Annotated in this window: 17 protein-coding genes, 1 tRNA gene and 1 pseudogene; 6 read left to right on the top strand and 13 right to left on the bottom strand. The window is 61.6% G+C overall.

The genetic code is table 11. The features are described from left to right. Positions 1-104 precede the first annotated feature (104 nt). From gor to PLAV_RS05565, 3 genes are read right to left on the bottom strand one after another with little or no spacing between them, the layout of a single operon-like run. Positions 105-1,487 (bottom strand): glutathione-disulfide reductase, encoded by a 1,383-nt coding sequence (gene gor, locus PLAV_RS05575; protein WP_012109972.1) that lies wholly within the window; start codon positions 1,485-1,487, stop codon positions 105-107. Positions 1,488-1,509: 22 nt separating this feature from the next. After that, complete coding sequence (rpiA, locus tag PLAV_RS05570; protein WP_012109971.1) at positions 1,510-2,205, bottom strand: ribose-5-phosphate isomerase RpiA; 696 nt, start codon at positions 2,203-2,205, stop codon at positions 1,510-1,512. Positions 2,206-2,208: 3 nt separating this feature from the next. Next, entirely contained in the window at positions 2,209-3,669 is a 1,461-nt protein-coding gene (locus PLAV_RS05565) for an NAD-dependent succinate-semialdehyde dehydrogenase (RefSeq protein WP_012109970.1), read from the bottom strand. A gap of 149 nt (positions 3,670-3,818) precedes the next feature. Here PLAV_RS05565 and PLAV_RS05560 point away from each other — a divergent pair, with 149 nt between their 5' ends. Further along, the gene (locus PLAV_RS05560) at positions 3,819-4,961 is read left to right on the top strand and encodes a M14 family metallopeptidase (RefSeq protein ID WP_049767720.1); all 1,143 of its coding nucleotides are present in this window, start codon (positions 3,819-3,821) and stop codon (positions 4,959-4,961) included. A gap of 6 nt (positions 4,962-4,967) precedes the next feature. Here PLAV_RS05560 and PLAV_RS05555 read toward each other — a convergent pair whose 3' ends face one another. Next, complete coding sequence (locus tag PLAV_RS05555) at positions 4,968-5,459, bottom strand: GNAT family N-acetyltransferase (RefSeq protein WP_012109968.1); 492 nt, start codon at positions 5,457-5,459, stop codon at positions 4,968-4,970. 105 nt (positions 5,460-5,564) lie between these two features. Between PLAV_RS05555 and PLAV_RS05550 the strand changes: the two genes are divergently transcribed. Together PLAV_RS05550 and PLAV_RS05545 are read left to right on the top strand one after the other, a co-directional pair. Then, positions 5,565-6,158 carry a GNAT family N-acetyltransferase gene (locus PLAV_RS05550; RefSeq protein WP_012109967.1) on the top strand — a complete coding sequence of 198 codons (594 nt, stop codon included), beginning with the start codon at positions 5,565-5,567 and terminating at the stop codon, positions 6,156-6,158. Positions 6,159-6,202: 44 nt separating this feature from the next. Further along, complete coding sequence (locus PLAV_RS05545; protein WP_012109966.1) at positions 6,203-6,886, top strand: HAD family hydrolase; 684 nt, start codon at positions 6,203-6,205, stop codon at positions 6,884-6,886. On the opposite strand, the gene PLAV_RS05540 is transcribed toward PLAV_RS05545, so the two are convergent. Further along, positions 6,883-8,055 carry a DUF3047 domain-containing protein gene (locus PLAV_RS05540; protein ID WP_012109965.1) on the bottom strand — a complete coding sequence of 391 codons (1,173 nt, stop codon included), beginning with the start codon at positions 8,053-8,055 and terminating at the stop codon, positions 6,883-6,885. The genes PLAV_RS05545 and PLAV_RS05540 overlap by 4 nt on opposite strands. A gap of 134 nt (positions 8,056-8,189) precedes the next feature. Here PLAV_RS05540 and PLAV_RS05535 point away from each other — a divergent pair. After that, positions 8,190-8,265: transfer RNA gene (locus PLAV_RS05535), tRNA-Val, on the top strand. A gap of 173 nt (positions 8,266-8,438) precedes the next feature. Here the strand turns inward: PLAV_RS05535 and PLAV_RS05530 are convergent. The 4 genes and pseudogenes from PLAV_RS05530 to PLAV_RS05520 all read right to left on the bottom strand — a co-directional run bounded on the left by PLAV_RS05530 (position 8,439) and on the right by PLAV_RS05520 (position 11,819). Further along, on the bottom strand, positions 8,439-9,278 hold the full coding sequence (locus PLAV_RS05530; protein ID WP_425357299.1) for an alpha/beta fold hydrolase: 840 nt from the start codon (positions 9,276-9,278) through the stop codon (positions 8,439-8,441). A gap of 288 nt (positions 9,279-9,566) precedes the next feature. Then, a complete protein-coding gene (locus PLAV_RS05525; protein WP_012109963.1) occupies positions 9,567-9,938 on the bottom strand; it encodes a response regulator transcription factor in 372 nt (123 codons plus the stop codon). Between the two features lie 114 nt (positions 9,939-10,052). Next, positions 10,053-10,419 (bottom strand): annotated as a pseudogene (locus PLAV_RS19280) (response regulator transcription factor). Beyond that, positions 10,416-11,819, bottom strand: coding sequence for a sensor histidine kinase (locus PLAV_RS05520; protein WP_041536388.1), 1,404 nt, complete (start codon positions 11,817-11,819; stop codon positions 10,416-10,418). Before PLAV_RS05520 ends, PLAV_RS19280 begins: the two are co-directional and overlap by 4 nt. 502 nt (positions 11,820-12,321) lie before the next feature. On the opposite strand from PLAV_RS05520, the gene PLAV_RS05515 reads away from it, so the two are divergent. Beyond that, complete coding sequence (locus tag PLAV_RS05515; protein WP_012109961.1) at positions 12,322-14,778, top strand: patatin-like protein; 2,457 nt, start codon at positions 12,322-12,324, stop codon at positions 14,776-14,778. 10 nt (positions 14,779-14,788) lie between these two features. Here PLAV_RS05515 and PLAV_RS05510 read toward each other — a convergent pair whose 3' ends face one another. The 3 genes from PLAV_RS05510 to PLAV_RS05500 are packed head-to-tail and all read right to left on the bottom strand — an operon-like array spanning position 14,789 to position 17,177. Next, positions 14,789-15,805 carry an alpha/beta hydrolase gene (locus PLAV_RS05510; protein ID WP_168713178.1) on the bottom strand — a complete coding sequence of 339 codons (1,017 nt, stop codon included), beginning with the start codon at positions 15,803-15,805 and terminating at the stop codon, positions 14,789-14,791. Next, complete coding sequence (locus tag PLAV_RS05505) at positions 15,802-16,410, bottom strand: uracil-DNA glycosylase family protein (RefSeq protein ID WP_041535867.1); 609 nt, start codon at positions 16,408-16,410, stop codon at positions 15,802-15,804. Before PLAV_RS05505 ends, PLAV_RS05510 begins: the two co-directional genes overlap by 4 nt. Positions 16,411-16,445: 35 nt before the next feature. Then, a complete protein-coding gene (locus PLAV_RS05500) occupies positions 16,446-17,177 on the bottom strand; it encodes a CPBP family intramembrane glutamic endopeptidase (RefSeq protein ID WP_012109958.1) in 732 nt (243 codons plus the stop codon). A gap of 118 nt (positions 17,178-17,295) precedes the next feature. On the opposite strand from PLAV_RS05500, the gene PLAV_RS05495 reads away from it, so the two are divergent. Beyond that, positions 17,296-17,943, top strand: a complete 648-nt coding sequence (locus tag PLAV_RS05495) for a TetR/AcrR family transcriptional regulator (RefSeq protein ID WP_012109957.1) — start codon at positions 17,296-17,298, stop codon at positions 17,941-17,943. Here the strand turns inward: PLAV_RS05495 and PLAV_RS05490 are convergent. Next, positions 17,909-19,060, bottom strand: a complete 1,152-nt coding sequence (locus PLAV_RS05490) for an acyl-CoA dehydrogenase family protein (RefSeq protein WP_012109956.1) — start codon at positions 19,058-19,060, stop codon at positions 17,909-17,911. The two genes, PLAV_RS05495 and PLAV_RS05490, sit on opposite strands and share 35 nt — an antisense overlap. Positions 19,061-19,105: the final 45 nt, after the last annotated feature.

Raw genomic sequence — 19,105 nt, 5'->3', positions numbered from 1 at the left:
CGGCGGCGCCGCACGCTCCTCATATGGAAGGCGGAGTTATAGTCCACAAGGGCTCTAAAGGGAAGACTAAGCCCTTGATCCGGCTGAAGGACGTGGAAAAGCGGTTAATCCGCCGCCTTGACCACCGGGGCCTGCCATCTCTCCTTCATCGTCACCAGTTCTTCCGCCGCGGTGGGGTGGACGGCGATCGTGGCGTCGAACTGGGCCTTGGTGGCGCCCATGGTGACGGCGATGCCGATGGCCTGAATGAGCTCGCCGGAGGCCGGACCCATCAGGTGGACGCCGAGCATTTTGTCCGACTTCGCATCCACGACGAGCTTCATGAAGGTCTTTTCCTGCGAGCCCGAAAGCGTGTTCTTCAGGCCGCGAAAGCCGGTCTTGTAGATGTCGACTTCATCATATTGTTCGCGGGCCTGCGCCTCTGTGAGGCCGACGGTGCCCATTTCCGGCTGGGAGAAGATGGCCGTCGGGATGATCGAGTGATCGACCTTCACATCCTTGCCGCCATAGACCGTGTCGGCGAAGGCGTGGCCTTCGCGGATGGCGACGGGGGTGAGGTTGGCGCGGTCCGTGACGTCGCCGACGGCATAGATGTTGTCGACGCAGGTCTTCGAATAGTCATCGACGATGACCTCACCCGCCATGCCGAGCTGCACACCCGCCTCTTCCAGACCGAGATTTTTCGTGTTCGGGTTTCGGCCCGTTGCATACATGACGGCGCCTGCTTTCAACTCGTCGCCATTAACGAGCTTCACATGAAGTTCGCCGTCTTTCTTTTCGATGGCGGCTATGTCGCTATTCATGCGGAGATCCACGCCCTTCTTCACCATCTCCTCCTGGAGAAGCTCGCGCAGGTCGTTGTCGAAACCGCGCATGAAGAGGGAGCCGCGATAGAGCTGCTGCGTCTTGACGCCCAGGCCGTTGAAGATACCGGCGAACTCGACCGCGATATAGCCGCCGCCGACGACGATGATGCTTTCGGGCAATTCCTCCAGGTGGAATGCCTCGTTGGAGGTGATGGCGTGCTCGATGCCCGGAATGTCCGGCAGGAAGGGGGAGGCGCCGACAGCGATGAGGATTTTATCCGCCGTGACGTCGCGGTTCTCGCCGACGAGGTGCAGGGTATGCGCGTCTTTCAGCGTGGCGCGGCTATTGATGATCTCGACGCCGGCCTTTTCGAGATTGCGGATATAGATGCCGTTCAGGCGATCGATTTCCTTGTCCTTGTTGGCGACCAGCGTCTTCCAGTCGAACGAGGTTTCGCCGACTGTCCAGCCGAAGCCTTTCGCGTCCTCGAAATCTTCAGAGAAGTGGCTTGCATAGACGAAGAGCTTTTTCGGGACGCAGCCGCGAATGACGCAGGTGCCGCCGACGCGATATTCCTCCGCGACCGCGACCTTCGCGCCGTAGTTGGCCGCGATGCGCGCCGCACGCACGCCGCCGGAGCCCGCGCCGATGACGAAGAGGTCGTAGTCGTATTTGGCCATACTTCCGGCTCCGCTTTTCTTATTACGCTTCGATGATATCGGTACCCTTGTCCGTTCCGACAATGGCCATAGCGGCGATACCGATAAACAAACCATTATCGACGACGCCCGGAATGCGGTTCAGCGCCGCGGAGAGGCCGTCCGGGTCCGGGATGGAGCCGAAGGCACAGTCATAGATGAAGTTTTCGCTGTCGGTGAAGAAGGGCTCGCCATATTCGTCGGCGCGGCGGGACATCTTGCCGGTGCATCCATGGGCGCTCGCGACTTCCGCAATCTTGCGGGCCGTCACGGCGCTGCCGAAGGGGATGACCTCGACGGGGAGCGGGAATGAGCCAAGTGTCTTCACGAGCTTCGATGCATCCGCAATGACGATCATGCGGTCGGACGCCGTGGCGACGATCTTCTCGCGCAGCAATGCGCCGCCGCCGCCCTTGATGAGGCGGAGCTTGCCATCGAGCTCGTCGGCGCCATCGACCGTAATATCGAGATGCGGCGTATCGTCGAGATTGGTGAGGGGGATACCGAGGCTGGCGGCGAGTTTGGCCGTGCGCTCCGAGGTTGGCACGCCGACAATATCGAGACCCGCCTTCACCTTTTCGCCCAGCGCGCGGACGAAATGTTCCGCCGTGGAGCCGGTTCCCATGCCCAGTTTCATGCCGGGTTTCACGAACTCAAGCGCGCGGACAGCCGCCGCTTTCTTCTGATCGTCAGCATTCATGCTTCAGAGCCCCGCCATTGCGACATATTTCACTTCGAGGAATTCTTCCATTCCCCATGGACCACCCTCGCGGCCGACGCCCGATTCCTTGAAGCCGCCGAAGGGCGCGAGCTCCGTGGAAATCAATCCTGCATTGACGCCGACGAGGCCGCATTCCAGCGCCTCCGCGACGCGCCAGACGCGGCCGATATCACGCGTATAGAAATAAGAAGCAAGGCCGAAGGGCGTGTCGTTCGCCATTTCGATGGCTTCTTCTTCCGTATCGAAGCGGAAGACGGGCGCGAGGGGCCCGAAGGTTTCTTCCTGCGCGGCCTTCATGCCGCGTTTCATGCCGGCAATGACTGTCGGCTCGAAGAAGGTGCCACCCTTCGCGTGGCGCTTGCCGCCGGTGAGAATTTTCGCACCGCCGGCGACGGCATCCGCGACATGCTCCTCGACTTTCTCGACGGCGGCCATTTCGATCAGAGGTCCTTGCGCGACACCTTCCTCGAAGCCGGAGCCGACTTTCAGCGTCGCCACTTTTTCGGCGAGCTTGCGAACGAATTCATCATAGACGCCCGCCTGGACGAGGAAACGGTTTGTGCAGATGCAGGTCTGGCCGGTGTTGCGGTATTTGGAGGCGACGGCACCTTCGACCGCGGCGTCGATATCCGCATCGTCGAAGACGAGGAAGGGTGCGTTGCCACCGAGTTCGAGCGAAATCTTCTTCACCGTCGACGCCGACTGGCGCATCAGATCCTTGCCGATCTCGGTGGAGCCGGTGAAGGTGACCTTGCGAACCAGCGCGCTTGATGTCAGCTCGCCTCCGATCTCGCCCGCCTTGCCGGTGACGATGCTGAGGAGACCGGCGGGAAGCCCTGCCCGCTCCGCAAGCTCGGCGAGGGCGAAGGCGGAGAGCGGCGTCATGGTGGCTGGCTTTACGACCATCGCGCAGCCAGAGGCGAGAGCGGGGGCCGCTTTCCGCGTGATCATGGCGGCCGGAAAATTCCATGGCGTGATGGCGGCGCAGACGCCGACGGGTTGTTTCAGCACGACGATACGGCGATCGGATGCAGGCGCGGGAACGATGGAGCCGTAAACGCGCTTGGCCTCTTCGGCATAGAACTCGATGAAGGCGGCGGCATAGGCGATTTCGCCTTTCGCCTCGGCGAGCGGCTTGCCCTGCTCCGCCGTGAGGATGGCCGCAAGATCGTCCTGGTTCTGCATCATCAGGTCGAACCAGCGGCGAAGGATTACCGAACGGTCTTTCGCCGGGCGGGCGGCCCAGGCCTTTTGCGCGGTATTGGCAGACTCTATCGCAGCCCTGGTTTCGGCGGCACCGAGGGATGGCACCTGCGCTATGACATCACCTGTCGCCGGATCCTGCACATCTATCTGCCTTGCATCCTCCCCTACCCATTTGCCGCCGATGTAGCAGCGGGTCTTCAGCAATGTCTTGTCCTTGAGGCGCGAAGCGAGCGTCATGGGGGAAATCCTTGGAATGTGGGAGCGCGGCGGGCTTTCTTGCGTTTCAGTGCCTGCACGCGTCATATAGGCTTCAGGGCGGACATGACTATATCCTTGTTAGCATCCCCGGGCGGGTGGCGGAAAGCCCGCAGACAAGACGGAAACGCATGAAGGCGAACGAGCTCTTTTCCGATACCTATGTGGAGGCGCGGGCGCAGTTTCTGGCTGCGGCGGAGGCGGCCGGCGGCCGGCTGCGGCACTATGAAAACCAGCATGCCAAGGGGCCCGGCGAAACCAGACTTTTCACCGATACCGCATGGTTCGGACCGGCAAATGCGGAGACGGTGCTGCTGAATACATGCGGGACGCATGGCGCCGAGGGATATGGCGGCTCGGCGGTGCAGACGGCGTGGATCCGGGAGGGCGGCCCTGCTTCGCTGCCGCAGGGCGTTGCGGTGCTGCTGGTGCATGCGGTGAACCCTTTCGGCTTTGCCTGGGGCCTCAGGGGCACGGAAAACAACGTCGATGTGAACCGCAATTTTCTCGACCATACAAAGCCGCACCCAGAGAATCCGCTTTACGGCGAGCTTCATCCCCTTCTCTGCCCCACCACGCTGGACGACGATGCCGTGCAGAAGATGCTGACAGGCGGCGCACGCTTCATCGAGCGTCACGGACAATGGGCGCTGGAAGATGCGATAAGCCGCGGCCAATATACGCATCCGGACGGCTATCATTTCGGCGGGACGGCGCCTGAGTGGTCGAACCTCACCATGCGGGAAATCGTGGCGCGCGAACTGCCGCGCACGCATCGCGTGGGATTTATCGACTGGCATTCGGGGCCTGCGGGCGACGGAGAACTGATCTATCTCTGTTTCTCCGATCCGAAGGGACCGGGTTTCGCGCGAGCCTCGCACTGGTGGGGTCGCGAGGCGCTCGATCCAAAAACAGTCGATGCCATGTGGGGTTCCAAGCGGCCGACGCGGCGGGGCATCATGTTCTGGGGCATTGAGGAAATGCTTGCCGGGCAGGCGCATTTCAGCGGCGCTGTCGTGGAGTTTCGTTCGGCACAGGTGAAAACCAATGCGGCGAAAGCCATGCGCGTGCCGATGCTCGAGCGCTGGCTGCGCTTTGTCGGCGGCTTCGACGCGCCGGAAGCGCCGGGCTATTTCGAGGAGATCCGCGACGACTATGCGCCGCGCCGGAAATCCTGGCAGGAAAATGTGCTGATGAACGGGCTCGCCTGCTACGACCGCACCATTGCCGGCCTCGGCGACTGGGCGCGCGAAGGGCTGAAAGCAGCCGACTGAGACAGCTCAATCCAGCACGAAATCGTAACGGACTTCCGTGATTTTCGGGTAGCGAGCGAAGCCGACGGGACGACGCGCGACGAGGCGGCCACCCATGCGCTCGTAAAAGGCGCGGGCGCGGGCGTTATCCTCAAGTGCCCAGAGAAACGCCTCGCGGCGGCCGAGGCAGGTTATTTCATCGAAGAGACGAAAAAGAAGTTCGGCACCGAGCCCCATGCCCTGATCGGCACGGCGGGTGTAGAGCGTCGTCACCTCCGCACCGTCGATATGGCCGACGCCGACCGGCTCTCCCGACTGCTCCGCGATCCAGGCGATGCCGTTGCGCAGGCTGTGACGCCACTTGGCGGTTTCCCTGTCGGCATTCAACCCGTCGAGAAGCGGCTGAGGCAGAATGCCGGGATAGGCCTCGCGCCAGCAGGCGACGATGAGCCGGCCGAGCTTCTGCTCGTCCCGCCCGGGCACCGCCATCCGCGTCTGATACCGAGTGAGAACCGACATGAAGAGAGTATGGCCGACAAGCGGCCCTCTTCCGAAGAAGAAAATGGACCTTTCGTTGCCGGCGGCACGGTTCTACGCAGAGCTGCTAACGAAGGAACCATAATCATGAGCGCCAGCGGATTTCCGGCCGTACCGATCGAGAACAGTGCCGTGCGGCTCGAACCGCTGGCGGAAGCGCACCGAGAGGCGCTTGCCGCGGCGGCGGGCGCGGCCGAGATATGGCGCTATATGCCCTATGACGGCGCCGGCGACGGCTTCCACCGCTGGTTCGACTGGTCGCTCTCGCTTAACGAGCAACAAAGCGAGACCATATGGGCGGTGAGAAACCTGGCGGATGGGGCGATTGTCGGCTCGACCCGCTATCTCAACATTGCGGCGAAGGATCTGCGCGCCGAGATCGGCGGCACGTGGTACGCGCCTGCCGTCTGGGGCGGCCGCGTAAACCCCGCCTGCAAGCTGATGCTGCTCGGCCATGGCTTCGAAGAGCTGGGCCTCAACCGCATCGAATTCAAAACCGATGCGAGAAACCTGCGCTCGCAGGCGGCAATCGCGAAGCTCGGCGCGCTCCGGGAAGGTATTTTCCGCCGCCACATGGTGCTGCCAGACGGACATATCCGCGATTCGGTTTATTTCTCGATCATCCGGGAGGAATGGCCGGGCGTGAAGGCGCGTCTCGAGGAGAGGCTTGCCAGCGCATAAGCGGCCGTGCGAGACAGACGCGGGTTCATTTTGCCGGTACCGCCATGTCACCACGCCCTGTCCTGCTTTTCGATCTCGACGGTACGCTCGCCGATACGGCGGCGGATCTCTGCGAGACAATGAATGTCGTCCTGGAGATGCATGGCCGGGGCCGCGTGCCGGAAGCACGGGTGCGGCATCTTGTGGGCGGCGGCGCACGGCTGCTGCTGGACCGGGGCTTCCGCGAGACGGGAGACCCTGCAAGCGAGGAAGAACTCGACCGGAGCTTCGAGGAATTCATCGCCTATTACGGCAAGCACATCGCCGACCACACGAAGCTCTGGCCGGGGGTACGCGATGTGCTCGACAGGCTGGAGGCGCGCGGCGCACTGATGGCCGTCTGCACCAACAAGGTGGAGCATCTGTCGCGGAGCCTTCTGGAGATGCTCGCCATCGACCATTATTTCCCGGTCGTGATCGGCGGCGATACGCTGGCGGTGAAGAAGCCGGACCCGGAACATCTGTTCGAGGCGATCCGGCTGCTCGGCGGCGACAGGGCGCATGCGCTGATGGTAGGCGACAGCGAGACGGATATCGACGCGGCGAAGAACGCCGGGCTGCCTTCGATCTGTGTCAGCTTCGGCTATACGCGCATACCCGTGCCCGAACTCGGCGCGGATGCGGTGATCGATCATTTCGATCAGTTCGATGCGGCGCTGGCGAAGCTGATGCCGGCGCATTTCGGCTAGAGAATTTTCAGCACCTTGTCGCCGTCGACCAGTTCGATATCGGCATATTCGCAGATGCCCTCATGGCGCTGGAAAACGCTGACCGCAATCAGCCAGATCTTCACGATGCGCTGCGGGGGCACGCCGACGGCTTTCATGTAGTCGGCCTTGAGCGGCTGCTCCTCGTGAAGCCAGCGACCGAGATGGGCTGGGTTCGACCGCAGCACCCAATGCGTCTCGACCTGATCCCAATATGGCAGCGGGCAACGAAAAATCGTTCCTTCCGCAAGCGAGGAGGACCACATGTAGGTGAGGTCCTGACCGTTCTCGAACTCGACGGCGATCGACAGATAGTCATGCGTGGGTTGAATATCCTCAGGCAGATCACAAGGAAGCCTGTCCGCCTTCCAGCGCCAGCGCAGCCTTGTATTCTCCGTCAACGGAAAATCCGCCGGGAACTGGAGAATGCCGACATCCCCCGCCGTGTGGCAACATATGCTGTGCGTATCGCCGGATTTTTTCTCGCGGAAGATTTCGCCATTGCCGAGACGCCAGAGGTAGCGCCAACCGGCCGGTGCCGGCACCGGATTGCGCAGGCTTTCCAGAGCGCGCGCCACTAGCCCTTCGTAATCGCCTGCGCGCGACATTGCCTCGAGACCTGAAAGCGCGGGGCCTTTCCAGACAATTACGCAAACGCCGATAGCGCCGGCCACACCGCCGCGGGGGAAGGCGGGGTCGAAACGCCCCTGCTCGTCCAGCCATTCGCCTGGCGGCTTTGCAACAATATGAAGAGGGCCGCCCTCCTCCATCCGGACGGTCGAGGCATTGGACGGGGTTTTCGCGATGGCACCCGCCTCACCCGCGCGGAGCCAGACGCCGATGCGCGCGCCGAAGCCGAGATCAAGCACACGGGATGCCCAGAAGCCGCCTGCCGCGAGAACCGTCACCTCATCGCCCGGCGCGACCTCGATGCCGGCAGCAAGCCAGCTGCCTTCCGGCGTGAGGGAGAGCACGCGCGCCTCCCGGACCGAGGCGGCAACCACCGGATCCGCCAGGAGAGACGCCATGCCGCGCTCGAAAGGCGCACCCGCGGCGGGACCTATACCGCGCGGCCTGAAGGACCGGCCAAGCGAGCGAAGGGTCAGGCGACCCAGCGTGATCAATGTCCTGAAACCGGCTTTTTCCGCCATGCTCGCCCCTCCCCTTCCTCCCGGCCTGCCGCCGCGTTTGCCGGACAGCATACCGCATGAAGAGGGGCGCAAAAGCAGGCCGACTACGGCTTGACTTGGCGAGGGCGCAAAGCCTATAGACGGGCACCTCGGACGGACGGTTAGCTCAGTTGGTAGAGCACTGTGTTCACATCGCAGGGGTCACTGGTTCGAGTCCAGTACCGTCCACCACTGAATTCAGAAGAAAATTCAATGGGTTAGATCTTCGGCGCTCGCAGGTTGCCGTTCGCCGCAACTCTCGTCAGGCGCTTCTCAAAACCCCCTATGCGCAAACGTGTGGCGGCAGAAGCATGAGGCGTTTCATGCTTCCGCCTGTCAGGGTGTCGCGCGTCTGTCACGTCAGCCTAGCTCTTCACAAAAGCCAGCAGGTCGGGATTAAGAGTTTCGGCCTGCGTGGTCAGCATGCCATGCGAAAAGCCGGGGTAAATCTTGAGCGTTCCGTTTTGTACCAGCTTGACGCTGAGAAGGCTGGCGTCCTTGTACGGAACGATCTGATCGTCGTCACCATGCGTAACGAGCACCGGCACCGAGATTGCTTTCAGATCTTCGGTCTGGTCGGTCTCTGAGAAGGCCTTGATGCCGTCATAGTGCGCCTTGGCGCTGCCGTTCATGCCTTGCCGCCACCAATTGCCGATCACACCCTGCGATGCCTTCACGCCTTCGCGATTAAAGCCGTAGAAGGGACCGGACGCGACGTCGAGGTAGAACTGCGCCCGGTTGGCCACCAGTGCAGCACGAAAGCCGTCGAAAACCTCTATCGGTGTCCCACCCGGATTGGCCTCCGTCTTGACCATTAGCGGCGGAACGGCGCTGACCAGCACTGCCTTCGCAACGCGGCCCGCCGGCTGGCCGAACTTCGCCACATAACGGGCGACTTCGCCGCCGCCGGTCGAGTGTCCGATATGAACGACATTCTTCAGATCGAGGTGCTCGACGACGGCGAAAGCATCGGCGGCGTAGTGGTCCATATCGTGGCCTTCGGAGACCTGACTCGAACGCCCGTGACCGCGCCGATCATGAGCAACCACGCGATAGCCATTCTGGACGAAAAAGAGCATCTGTGCGTCCCAGTCGTCGGACGAGAGCGGCCAGCCATGATGAAACATGATTGGCTGCGCATCCTTCGGCCCCCAGTCCTTATAGAAAATATCGACGCCATCCCTGGTGGTTACGTAGCTAGTCATCGGTACATCTCCTGTGAGATTCTGGGTCAATGGCGAGGCCGAGGCGAAGCCCGGGACGGAAGAAATGATGGAAGCCGCTCCTCCCGCTGCGGCCAGCACCAACAGCTGGCGGCGCGAAAGGGCATTCGCGTCCAGCGACGCTGCCCTGGAAAGATCAGGCATCAGGGTTGTTTCTGCGTCTTCTCTCATGAACCGCTCCCCATCTATCGAACGGTGAGCAAGCTAGAAGGCCCCGGGTCACATGTATATTGTACGCTCGTCGGCTTTGTTCATCCGAAGGTATGAGGACTATCGGGGGCCCAACAGATCGGCGAGCCGACGGGCGATCACGTCGCTGTCGGGGGGTTTTTCGAGATAATCCCGGGCGCCGGCAGCCATAACGCGATCCCGTACCGCTTCGCTTGGGAAGGCGGTCATGAAGATGATCGGGAAGGACCGGCCGCTGGAGCTCAGAACAGCCTGCAACCGATCGCCCGTCATATGCGGCATCTGGATGTCCGCTATCATGCAGTCGGGCTCCGGCGATTGCTTGTCGTCGAGGAACTCGCGCGCCGAGGTATAAGCGCGGACCTGGTAGCCGAGCGACCTGACGAGGCTGGTCAGGGATGTGCGGACGCCGCCGTCGTCGTCGACGATCGCGACTGTCGGAATTTTTAACATTATTAACGGTCCTTCGTGCGGTCTGGCACGAAAACAAAGCAGTGCGTTGCCATGATCTCGGTATGGCGGATTGCGGCCCGCCTTGGAATTATACAGAGGTTTGCCCGATGTGCCTCAAGGGCGGGGAAGACCCAGCAGCTCTGCCTGCCGGACGAGATCCGCCAGGGACTTGGCGGCCATCTTGCGCATGACATTTCCACGATGAATCTTCACCGTGATCTCGCTGAGGCCCATCATGCCCGCGACCTGCTTGTTCATCACCGTTGATGCCGGGCAGACGTATATCGAGTACGAGGCAGCCTTCGGTGCCCGGCAGGTCGGCCGCCAGCAACTCCGCGGGCGACGCGAACAACCGTGTCGCGAGCCCCATCGAGCGGAAGAGGCTGTCCAGGGCCTGGCGGACGGGCTGTTCGTCATCGACGACCGCGACGAACGGTCCTTCCGGAGCCGGAGGCACGCTCCTTGCGGAATTTCGGATCATGGCTTCATCTCCTGCTGCATGACGGGAATGGAGAAGCGGAAGGCCGTGCCTTCGTGCAAGACGCTCTCGACCGAGAGGGTGGCGCCATATGTTTCTGCCGTGGTGCGACAGATCGCGAGCCCCATGCCCATGCCGTCCGGTTTTGTTGTGAAGAAGGGTTCGAACAGACGCTCCAGATGTTCCGGAGCGATACCGGGACCGTTGTCCCTGACGAGGACTTCGACCGCCGCCGTTCCGTTCCGCCTCGCATCGACCGCGAGACGGCGGGGCAGCGTCCGGTCGGCCATCGCCTGAGCCGCGTTCACCATCAGATTGACCAGCACCTGCTGGAACTGGACCCGGTCGCCTCGAATCTTCGGAATATCCGGCTCGATGGCCAAGGTGAGGGTAACCTCTGCGCGGGCGAGATCATGTCGGACCAGTGCGGCTGCGTCCTCGACGAGAGATAGGACGTCGATATCCGCGGGACGCGACGGGGCCTTCCTGAGAAACTCCCGGACCCGCTTGACGATCTCACCGGCGCGGCGGCCCTCGGCAACCACCTGCCCGATTGCCATTTCGACTTCCGTCAAATCGGGCGGATCGCGGCGCAGCCACCGCAGGCCGGCTTCGCCGTTGGTGACGACCGCCATCAATGGCTGGTTGACCTCATGTGCGATGGACGCGGTCAGCTCGCCAAGGGTCGCCACGCGTGTGGCATGGGCCAATTCGGCCCGCGCCAGATTAAGCGAATCCTGGGCCTGGTTGCGCTCCGTGACGTCGGTGTGGGTCTCCAGTACGCGGACCATGCGGCCGCGACTGTCGTACTCCGCTGCCCACCGGCTTTCGAGGACGAGCCATGCCCCGGTTCTTGTGCGGTGTTCAAGCGTCCCCTCCCACCGGCCGCTCCCGATCACGCATGTCTCGATGGCATCGCGGTTTTCGGGATATCGCGTCTGGAGCAACTCATCGGCGGAGCGGCCGACCGCCTCGGAGGCCGCCCAGCCATAAGTGGCTTCCGCGGCGTGGTTCCAGAACGTGACGAGACCGGACGGATCTCGCGCGAACATCATGTCGTGCGACAAGTTGAGCAGGCGCGCCTGCGACGACAGCGCACGGGTGGCGGCGAGATTCTGAAGCGTAAGCAGCGTCGCGATGGCGATGGCGCCGATGCTGACACCGGCCCGCAGCGTAGCGGGCCCCAGCGTACCGAGATCGTGGGACAGAAGATAAGCCGCGATGGTCAGTGCAATGCTGAGACTGGCGGCGGCGACGATTTCCTCGACACGTTGCACCCGAGATGCGGTGAGGATAACGAGAACATAGAGAACAGCAACCGCGCCAGCGATAGGTGACAAGTCGACCAGAAAGATGAAAACCGCCATCGCGACGGCGGCAAGGCGGTAGAGCGTGTTCGTCATGAGTGCACCCGTGCCGGGGCGCACAATAACAGACGCAACATCATCGGCCGGCTGCTTTGCGGTTTGCGGGCTGCTCGAAGACATTTCGGCCTGCCACCCCGCCGACCATCGAGGCCGGCCCCTGTTGAAACTTGCCCATCACTTGCCTCGTGCATTAGTGCCTCCCTCCGGCCTGGTCGTTTCGGCTGGCATTGTGGGCACGGGGCGGTGCCAGAAAAGCATACATTGGTATGAGGCCGCGCGCGGCTCTGGAAGCAGCGAAAAATTGTCGGCTCGTCGAAGAACGGGGGCAGGTTGATGGCGAGATACGTTCCAGGTTTACCGCCGAAAATTCTTTAAAATCAGCGTGATAGGACCTATCAGGCACAGACTGCGAAAGGGAGCCCGCGTACAAATCGCGGCAATAACGTTAATTGGTCATGAAAGTCTGGTCCTCTAAACTGTCAGCAATTCCAGCCCGCACCTTGCATGCGGGGGCGGCGATCCGGGCGGTGACGGGCATATGAAGGAAAAGGAACTCAGGCTCGCTCTGGTGTGCTACGGCGGCGTCTCTCTTGCCGTCTATATGCACGGGGTGACGAAGGAAATTCTGAAGCTCGTCCGGGCGTCACGTGTCTATCACCACGACCTCGCCCGCTCGCACCAGGCTTCCGCCACCTATCTCGACGTGGATCACGACGACCGGGAGACGGATACCGAAGAACTCTATTTCGAGTTAATCCAGGCGATCGGCCAGTCACTCGAGCTGCGCGTCTTCGTCGACACGATCGCGGGCGCTTCGGCCGGTGGGATCAACGGCGTATTGCTGGCGCGCGCGCTGGCGCACGACCTGCCGATGGATTCGCACCGAAAAATGTGGCTGGAGCAGGCGGATATCGTGGCGCTGATGGACGAGAAGCACCTCGCCGGAAAGTGGGACAAGCTTTTCATGAAGCCCATTTTCTGGGGGCTGACCGACAAATGGCTTTCGCGCTATGCGCCCGACATCGAGATGCGTCAAAAGCTGCAACTCTTTACGCGCTCGCGATGGTTTCAACCGCCCTTTTCCGGCGCGATCATGAGCGGAATGCTGCTCGATGCCTGCCTCTCCATGGGCGAGGCAGCACCGGCAAATGCGTCACTGCTGCCGACAGGACATCGGCTCGACCTCATCGTCTCAGTGACCGATTTTCACGGCTACAGCCAACATATCCCCCTGCATGATCCCGTTTCAATCCGGGAGCGGGAGCACAGGCATATCCTGAAATTTTCCTACTTCCAGCACCCGAGCGGCGCCATCGACAGCGATTTCGATCGCGAGCATGTACCAGGCCTCGTTTTTGCCGCGCGGGCGACATCGTCATTTCCCGGTGCTTTTCCACCGGCGCGAATAGGAGAGATCGAGAAGGTTCTCAATGACCGCGAACTGGAGTGGTCCACGCGCGAGGAATTTCTGCACGAGAACTTCAAGCCGTTGATCGCGGCAGGCTCCGACCCCGTGAAAGCCTCTTTCATCGATGGCAGCGTTCTCAACAACAAACCTTTCGCCGAGGCCATCACGGCCATTCGCGGGCGGCCCGCTTACCGGGAAGTGGACAGGCGCGTGGTCTATATCGACCCTGATCCGAAGGGCGGTCGCCTGGAAGCTGGCGGTGCAGCACCCGGATTTTTCCATACGATACGCGGTGCGCTCTCCGATATTCCCCGAAACCAGCCGGTGCGCGATGAGCTGGAAGCTCTGCACGATTTTTCAGAGCGCGTGAGGCGCTACCGGCAAATCGTATCCGCAACGCGGCCTCATGTTCGCCAGCGGATCGCACGCCTTTTCGACGGAAAGGCGCTGACAGACCCGACGCCCGAGCTTCTGGCCTCGCTCAGGAACAGTGCCAACGCGCAGGCGGCGCTCGAGGCGGGATATGCGTATGACGCATACATTCAGCTCAAGGTTTCCTCGGTGCTAGACCAGATCACCGGGATCATCGCCGATCTGAGCGAGGCGGTGCATCACCCCAGCGACCGGCTTGCCCTTTCGCGCGCAGTGGAAGCGTGGGCGAAAGAGCGCGAGATTTTTCCTGTGCACTGGTTTACCCACGCGACGCAGGGCATGGAGCCCAGCAAGGAAGACTCCTGGGTGCGCTTCCTGCGCGAGTTCGATGTCGGCTTCCGCGTGAGGCGGCTGCGCTTCGTGGTTCGGCGTCTCAACGAACTCTATGAAGGGATCGGGGCAGGCGAGAACATTTATTACAATCCCGATGCCCTCGACGATTTCAAGGCACAGCTTTACAGAAGCCTCGAACGGCTGCAGTCAGAAACCAGGACGCGGCTGCGCTCGACTGAAACAACGCTTCTGTGCAAGGCGATCTATGATGACGGCGTGGCCGAACCCCACGAAATCGATGGCTTCACGGCGCATGTCGCACCGAGGCTGAACCTTGTCGGCCTCGACCGCGAAGTGGATGAGGCCTTTACGCAGCTCGCCCAGATGCCGCTTCCGGCGGAAGTTCGCGTCGAACTGCTGCAAGCATATGTCGGGTTTCCATTTTTCGATGTGCTGACGCTGCCGCTCAACAAATGGCAGGATCTCGACGATGTGGACACGGTGCAGGTGGACCGCATCAGCCCGGAAGACGCCAAGGCGATCCGCGAGGGCGGCGCACCGGCGACACTGATGGGCCGCGACCTCGGCTACTTCGCCGCCTTTTTCAGCCGCCGCGCCAGAGAGAATGATTATCTATGGGGGCGGCTTCACGCTGCAGACAGGCTGGTCGACATCGTGGCGAGCAGCGCACCCGGGGCCGTGGCGAAATCGGGCATCGACCTGGCGCAATTGAAGGCGAAGCTTTTCCGTTCAATCATAAAGGCGGAACGGCCGCACCTCGCCAATGTGCCCGAGCTCATGGCCGATCTCGAAAGGGAGATCAAAATCCGGTTTGGCGACGAGAAGGCCGACGAAGAAGCGGCGATCTTCCAGAACGCATAAGCTCATCCGCTCACCAGGCGTCCGGATGCAGCCCGCAAGGTTCTATATCGTCAAGGCCCGAGGGCAGAGCTGTCTGCGTACTTCCGATCCAAGCAGCAATGTCCTGCCATACGATTTCGCGTTGCAGGTCGCGCAGCAGCATGTGATAGCCGTCAGGGTAGCACGCTACGTCAACGTCCGTGCCAGCGCGCCTCATGGCGGCAAGTGCTTCACCGACTGGCGGCGCAGGCACGATCTCATCTTTAGCGCCATAGAGAAGAAGCACCGGTACATCCAGATGAGCCGCGGCCGCATAGGCGCTATCCATGAGATCGACGAGCCCATAGATCGTATCGATACGCGTCGCCTTGATGACCAACGGGTCACGCCCAAGGGCACGAAGCATCTCGACATTGTCCGAAGGCATTATCTGGAGCCCGCGCCCCGTTACCTTATACGACGGCACGACACGCGCGGACGCCCAGAGCACGACCTTGTAAAAATCATTCATTGAACGCCAGCCCCAGACTGCCGGGGCCGACAAGATGAGCCCATCCACTTCGGGCGGGTCCGGAAGCGTCATCGTTCGCATTGCTACGGCGCCGCCCATGCTGGTGCCGAGCAGATAGACGGGGAGGTCCGGGTAACGGCTGCGCACCAGCTTCACCGCACTTGCGGCGTCTTCCGCCATGCGCGTATCGCCCGCCCAGAGCCCCTGCCCCGGCGCGCGGCCGAAACCCCGCTGATCGATCGCGTAGACTGAAATGCCCTGGGCCGCGAGCCAAGGCCCCGGGCCCGGATCCGAAAACGAATTTGAATAATCGTTGAAGCCATGAAGGGCGACGACGACCGCGCGCGGCTCCTGCGCCTGAAAGACGAGCAGTGGAAGCGTTGCACCATCGGCCATGACAGCAGTGGTGGAGGCCGCCACAACTTCGAGCCTTGGGTCAAAGACGGGTTCGCCGACTGCCATAAGCCTCGGTGCGCAGGCCGCGGTGCAAAAGACGGCGACGAAAAGACCGGCGAGGAAGCGCATTCCACGCCTCATACCGGGCTTCCAACGCATCGTCTTACTTCACTTTTCAGCACCGGCAGCAGCTCCGTTTCAAACCATGGATGCTTCTTGATCCATGCATTGTTGCGCCACGAAGGATGCGGCAAAGGCAAATGCCGGGGAAGGTATTCCCTCCATGCGGCGACTGTCGCTGTAAGGCTTTCCTTTCGCGCCTTTCCCAGATGCCAGGCTTGCGCATACTGGCCGACGAGCAATGTCAGTTCCAATTGTGGCATCAATTCGAAAAGATCGCGCCGCCAGTGATCCGCGCATTCGCGGCGCGGCGGCAGGTCGCCGCCTTTCGCGTCCAGCCCTGGAAAGCAGAAGCCCATCGGTATAATGGCAATGCGCGAGATGTCGTAGAATTCCTCCGGGGTGACACCCATCCAATCGCGCAGACGATCTCCACTCGGGTCGGTGAAAGGTGTGCCGGAAGCATGGACGCGGGTGCCCGGTGCCTGACCCACGATGCAAAGCCGCGCGGTGGACGACACGCGCAGCACCGGACGCGGCTCGTGGGGCAGCATCCTGCCCCTTGGGCTCTCGATGCACAGGCGGCATGCACGGATATTGGCGGAGAGGGTCTCGAGTTTCGTCATGTCCTTATTGTGCCGCGAGCGCGGCACGAGGCAAGTCAGACAAGCATGGGCATGGATATGAGCAGGATTGCCGTACCATGTGTCAGCGTTGCCGCCCAGATGCCATAACGCAGACGGACGAAGCCACAGGCAATACCTTCGATCGCCGTGAAAGCCAGAATGGGCCAACCCCCATTCGTGACGGTGATGGCCAGATAGGAGTGGCAAGCCGCAAATACGAGGCCGCTCAGCAACGCCGCGCGGACGGGCGTCACGATCTGTTCCAGACGGCCCTGCAGATAGCCACGGAAGAGGACTTCCTCCAGCAAGTTGCCGCCATAGGCGAGGATCACGAGGCCGAGTATGAAACCCGGCGTGAAGTCCCACAGCATGGGCGAGAGGCCGGAGAGGGAGGCAGCGCCGATACCGATGGCGAGGCCGGCACCCAATCCGACCATTCCGCCCTCGATGAGCGTGCCCTTCCGCCAGACGAGAAGTGGGCGCATGTCACGCTCCACCGAGACGAGGAAAATGACGCCGAGGACCGACATAACACCAAGCGTGGCGAGTACCATCGGTTCGTTGAAGAACGAAATTCGAAGGCCTTCAAAGCTCCAGAGGCCCGCCGGCGTCATCGCATCGCGAATGAGGATGAAGATCGCGATATAGAGCGCAGTCCGGAGGCCTGCAGCGGCGCGAGGGAGGAGCGCGAGACAAAGTGCGAAAGCAAGAAGCCCTGGCGCCATGCGCATGTTGTAGGCCCAGAGAATATCAATTCCGTCGAGCATCGCGCGTCTTCCTCATTCGTGCCGTAACGTTGACAGACGAAAAGCTCGCCCGCCAAGATGATGGAAAGAATAGGGAAGGAATGCGGGTCGCCCTACTCGCGTTTGACGGAGGAAAGCAGTGGCTTCGGGATCAACGAAAAAGCGTGTCAGAAAGCCGGTTCAGCGCCGCTCCGAAGCGACTGTCGATACGATCCTCGAGGCGGCTGCTCAGATTTTCCGGACGCACGGAGCGACGGGAGCAACAACGAACCGGATTGCGGAGCGCGCGGGCGTTTCCATCGGATCGCTCTATCAGTATTTTCCAAACAAGGAGTCGTTACTTGTTGCATTGATGGAGCGGCATATAGGCTCGTCGCTCGCCCTGTTGGGCGATGTCCTTCAGGCAAAGGAGGGCGCCACGCCGAAGGAATGCGTTCACGCCGCAGTCAATTGCGTTCTCGATATCCACATGGAAGATCCGGAACTTCACCGCGTTATTTTCGAGGAAGCTCCGAGACCGCCTCATGTTTACAAAAAATTTGAGGAAGGCGAGCGGCTGATGCGCGGCGCGCTGGAGAGAATGCTCGGTACTTTTCCGCGCTCGACATGCCGCGATCCGAAGCGCAGCGCCTATATGTCGCTGGCGATGGTCGAGAGCATGGTGCATCGCTATGTGACCGCGCGGGACAAGCCAATGCTCCCTCAGGCCTTCGCCGCACATCTGACGGAAGTGGTGATGCGCGAGATGGCGCTCAGCTCACCGCCTTCAGCAGGTTCCGCGCGATAATGACCTGCTGAACCTGGCTGGTTCCTTCGTAGATACGGAAAATGCGAACATCACGGTAGAAGCGTTCGATACCGTAGTCGGCAACATAGCCCGCACCACCATGCACCTGCACGGCACGATCGGCGATGCGGCCGACGGCTTCGGAGCAGAAGAGTTTACAGCAGGAACTTTCGGTCGCGACATCCTCGCCCGCGTCGCGGCGGCGGGCAGCATCCAGCACCATGCAGCGGCCGGCATAGGCTTCCATCTTCGAATCCGCAAGCATGGCCTGCACGAGCTGGAGATTGCCAATGGGCGCACCGAACTGCTTGCGCTCCGCGGCATACTTGACCGAATCCTCGACGAGGCGGTCGGCAACGCCAATACAAACGGCCGAGATGTGAAGCCGGCCGCGCTCCAGCACCTGCATGGCGGTCACAAACCCCCTACCCTCCGTGTCGCCGAGCAGGCAATCAGCGGGAATGCGCGCGTCCTCGAAGATCACATCGCAGATATGCGCGCCCTGCTGACCCATTTTCTTTTCGGGCTTGCCGACATGAATTCCGGGAATGTCGCGAGGTACGATGAAGGCAGAGACGCCCTTTGCGCCCGGGGTTTTCGGGTCGGTGCGGGCGAGCAACGTGAAGGCATGAGCCTTGTTCGCATTCGTGATGTAGCGCTTGGTGCCGTTGACTATGTAGTGGTCGCCGTCGCGGATGGCGGTGGCTTTCAGGGAGGCAGCATCGGAGCCTGCCTCCGGCTCCGTCAGGGCGAAACTGACGATGACTTCGCCGCTGGCGATCTTCGGCAGCCAGTATTCCTTTTGGTCCTGACGGCCATGCATGACAATGCCCTGGCTGCCGATACCGACATTGGTGCCGATAACGGAACGGAACGCGGGTGAGGTTCGTCCCAGCTCGAACATGAGGAGGCATTCCTCCTCCATGGTGAGGCCGAGGCCGCCATATTCGACCGGCACGGAAATACCGAAAAGGCCGAGTTCCTTCATCTCCTCGACGATCTCGTCCGGCACCTTGTCGGATTCCGAGACCTTATCCTCGATCGGACGCAGGCGCTCATCGACAAAGCGGCGGACGGAAGAGATGAGTTGTTCGCGTGTTTCAGCGTCGAGGGCCATTTGGTTTCCCGCGTTAAAGTTTCTGGGTCGCGGGAATTTAGGCCA

Source organism: Parvibaculum lavamentivorans DS-1, from assembly GCF_000017565.1.
In the GTDB taxonomy this organism is placed as follows: Bacteria; Pseudomonadota; Alphaproteobacteria; order Parvibaculales; family Parvibaculaceae; genus Parvibaculum; species Parvibaculum lavamentivorans.
Note: the sequence above shows the minus strand (reverse complement) of the source record. Positions and strands in the feature narration are given on the sequence as shown.